This window comes from Ornithinicoccus halotolerans (assembly GCF_009602535.1).
Taxonomy (GTDB): domain Bacteria; phylum Actinomycetota; class Actinomycetes; order Actinomycetales; family Dermatophilaceae; genus Ornithinicoccus; species Ornithinicoccus halotolerans.
The window spans coordinates 1-2521 of sequence record NZ_WIQI01000188.1 but is presented as its reverse complement, the minus strand read 5'-3'; the positions used below and the strand labels follow the sequence as shown (position 1 = coordinate 2521).

2 protein-coding genes and 2 pseudogenes are annotated in these 2521 nt (G+C 75.5%); 1 reads left to right on the top strand and 3 read right to left on the bottom strand.

Annotated elements, in window-relative coordinates:
* Positions 1–77: pseudogene (locus GFJ45_RS17120) on the top strand (AMP-binding protein); the annotation flags it as partial.
* 50 nt (positions 78–127) lie between these two features.
* Here GFJ45_RS17120 and GFJ45_RS15860 read toward each other — a convergent pair.
* From GFJ45_RS15860 to GFJ45_RS15850, 3 genes and pseudogenes are all read right to left on the bottom strand, one after another.
* A pseudogene (locus tag GFJ45_RS15860) lies at positions 128–1063 on the bottom strand (glycosyltransferase); the annotation flags it as partial.
* A gap of 11 nt (positions 1064–1074) precedes the next feature.
* Positions 1075–2031, bottom strand: a complete 957-nt coding sequence (locus tag GFJ45_RS15855) for a glycosyltransferase (protein WP_194288735.1) — start codon at positions 2029–2031, stop codon at positions 1075–1077.
* Positions 2028–2521, bottom strand: a 494-nt coding sequence (locus GFJ45_RS15850) for a glycosyltransferase family 9 protein (protein ID WP_194288734.1), incomplete at its 5' end; no start/stop codon positions are given. The genes GFJ45_RS15850 and GFJ45_RS15855, both read right to left, overlap by 4 nt.

Here is a 2521-nt window from a genome sequence, read left to right as displayed (position 1 = left end):
ACACCTCCGGCACGACCGGGCAGCCCAAGGGCTGCGAGCTCACGCACGGCAACTTCCTGGCGCTGGCCGAGAACGCCCCGGTCCGGCCGTCGAGGACGCTGTCCAGCAGGCCGCCCACGGCGCTGCCCACCAGCGGCCGGCCGCACGCGGCGGCCTCGAGCGGGACGATGCCGAACGGCTCGTACCAGGGCACCGCCACGACCACGTCGGCCGACCGGATCAGTGCGGGCACCTCCGCCCGCGGCACCGGGCCCCTGATGTCGAGCCGGTCGGCGACCCCCAGCTGCTCGGCGAGCGTGAGGAGGCCGCGGGCGACCGGGTCGGTGCTGGCGTCGGTGTCGCCGCCGGCCACCACCAGCTCGGCACCGGGCAGCCGCGGTAGTGCCCGCACCACGGTGTCCACACCCTTGCGCTCGACCAGCCGGCCGAGGTACAGCAGCCTGGCGTGACCGTCCCGGCGCGGTGCCTGCGGCCCGGACGGTGAGAACTGGTGGACGTCCACCCCGCAGGGCACGATATCGACGCGGTCCTCGGGGACGCCCATGGCCGCCAGCTCCCGCGCCTCGTCGCGGCAGGTGGCCACGATCAGGTCGGCGGCACGTCCGATGCGGGTCTCGGCCTCGATGCGCCCCGGCGGGCTGGTGTCCTTGCTGCCCTGGTAGCGGCGCTTGACGGTCCCGAGCGCGTGGTAGGTGTGCACCCACGGCGTGGACAGCTCCGCGGCCAGCACCGCCAGGCCCGACATCCAGAAGTGGGAGTGGATCACGTCCGGCGCCCCGGTGGCGGCCAGGTGCTCACCGAGCCAGTGCCCGAACTCGGGCATCAGCCCGAGCATGTCGTCCTTGGCGATGGGCTCCGCGGGGCCGGCCGGCACGTGCACCACCTCGACGCTGGGCAGCATCTGCACCCGCTCGGGGAGGTCGGGGTCGTCGCGCCGGGTGTAGACGGTCACCTCGTGACCGCGCCGGGCCAGCGAGGCGGCCAGGGCGGCCACGTGGACGTTCTGGCCGCCGGCGTCCACGCCGCCGAGCGCCGCCAACGGGCTGGCGTGCTCGGACACCATCACGATCTTCATCACACGACCTCCTTGAGCAGTCGTTGCCAGTCGGCCAGGAACCGGTCCAGCCCGAACCGCTCGAGGGCGTGGCGCCGCGCCGCGTCGCCGCGCTCCCGGGCCTCCGCTGGGTCGGCCAGCCACTGCCGCGCCGTCGCCGCCAGCACCTCGGGGTCGGCGGAGACCACCCCGGCCTCCCGGGGGACGGCCTCGGGTGCCGCGGTCGCGGCCAGCGCGAGCACGGGCATCCCGAGGGTCATCGCCTCGATGAGGGACAGCCCCAGGGAGGTCCAGCGGTAGGGGTGCAGGTAGGCCCGGTGCCGGGCGAGCCTGGGGTGGAGCTCGTCCTGCCGGACGTCCTCGTGCAGGTGGCCGGCCAGCCTGGGCGCCCGCTCGGCGAGGGAGTCCATGCCCATCCCGTAGACGCTGACCGGCACCTGCTCGGCGACCCGCAGCATCAGGTCGGTCCCGGCCACGCGCCACCGTCGGACCGGCTCGTTGACGACCACGCCGAGCCGTTCGGTCTCCCCGGTGTAGCGGTGCCCGGGGTCGGGCACGCCGTGCTCGACCACCCGGGTGGGGGCGACCCCGTTGTCCCAGTACGCCGCGTTGAAGGAGGTGACGTGGACCACCGGGACGTCGCTGCGGTCGGCCAGGTGGTGCCGGGTCGCGACCGGATGCTCGGCGGGAGTGTTGTGCTCCACGTAGACCGCCGGGACGTCCACGCCCGGGCGCAGCCCGGTCCAGCGCTCGAACAGCTCCAGCTCGTGCGGCCGCTGCAGCACGACCACGTCGCAGCCTTCCTCCCGCAGCCGCTCCGGGGACACCTCGCGGGCGCCGGCGGGCCAGTCCCAGGTGGCGGCCCGCCCCAGCCCGTCCGGGCCACGGTCGGGCAGCACCGGGACCAGGTACTCGTCCGGTCCCTGCACGAAGGCGGTCATCCACGACCCGTGCACGTGCCAGATGGCGATCCTCACACCCTCACCCCCACCAGCTCGCGGACCGCGCTGGCGACGTCGCCGGGGCCGATGCCCGTGATGCACGGGTGGCCGGGGACCGGGCACTCCCGGGCCCGCGTCCCCCGGCACGCGGCCTGCTGGTCACCGAGCAGGACCGAGGGCACGCCGTAGGGCGCCCACCGCTCGGCCGGGACGACGGGAGAGAACAATGACACCACCGGGGTGCCCACCGCGGCCGCCAGGTGCGCGGGGCCGGTGTTGCCGACGACCACGCAGGCAGCACCGGCGAGCACGGCCGCCAGCGTGCCCAGGTCGGTGCGGCCGACCAGGTCGGTGACCCCCGGCGCGGGCGGGGGCGCGTAGCGCAGCTCCCCCGGGCCGCCGGTGACGACCACCTCCCAGCCGTCGGCCCGCAGCGCCCGGGTGAGCGCCGCCGTACTCCTCGGCCGTGGCCGCGCACCGCTCGTGGATCCCGCGCATGATCTCGGCGAGCCGCTCCTCGGTGTAC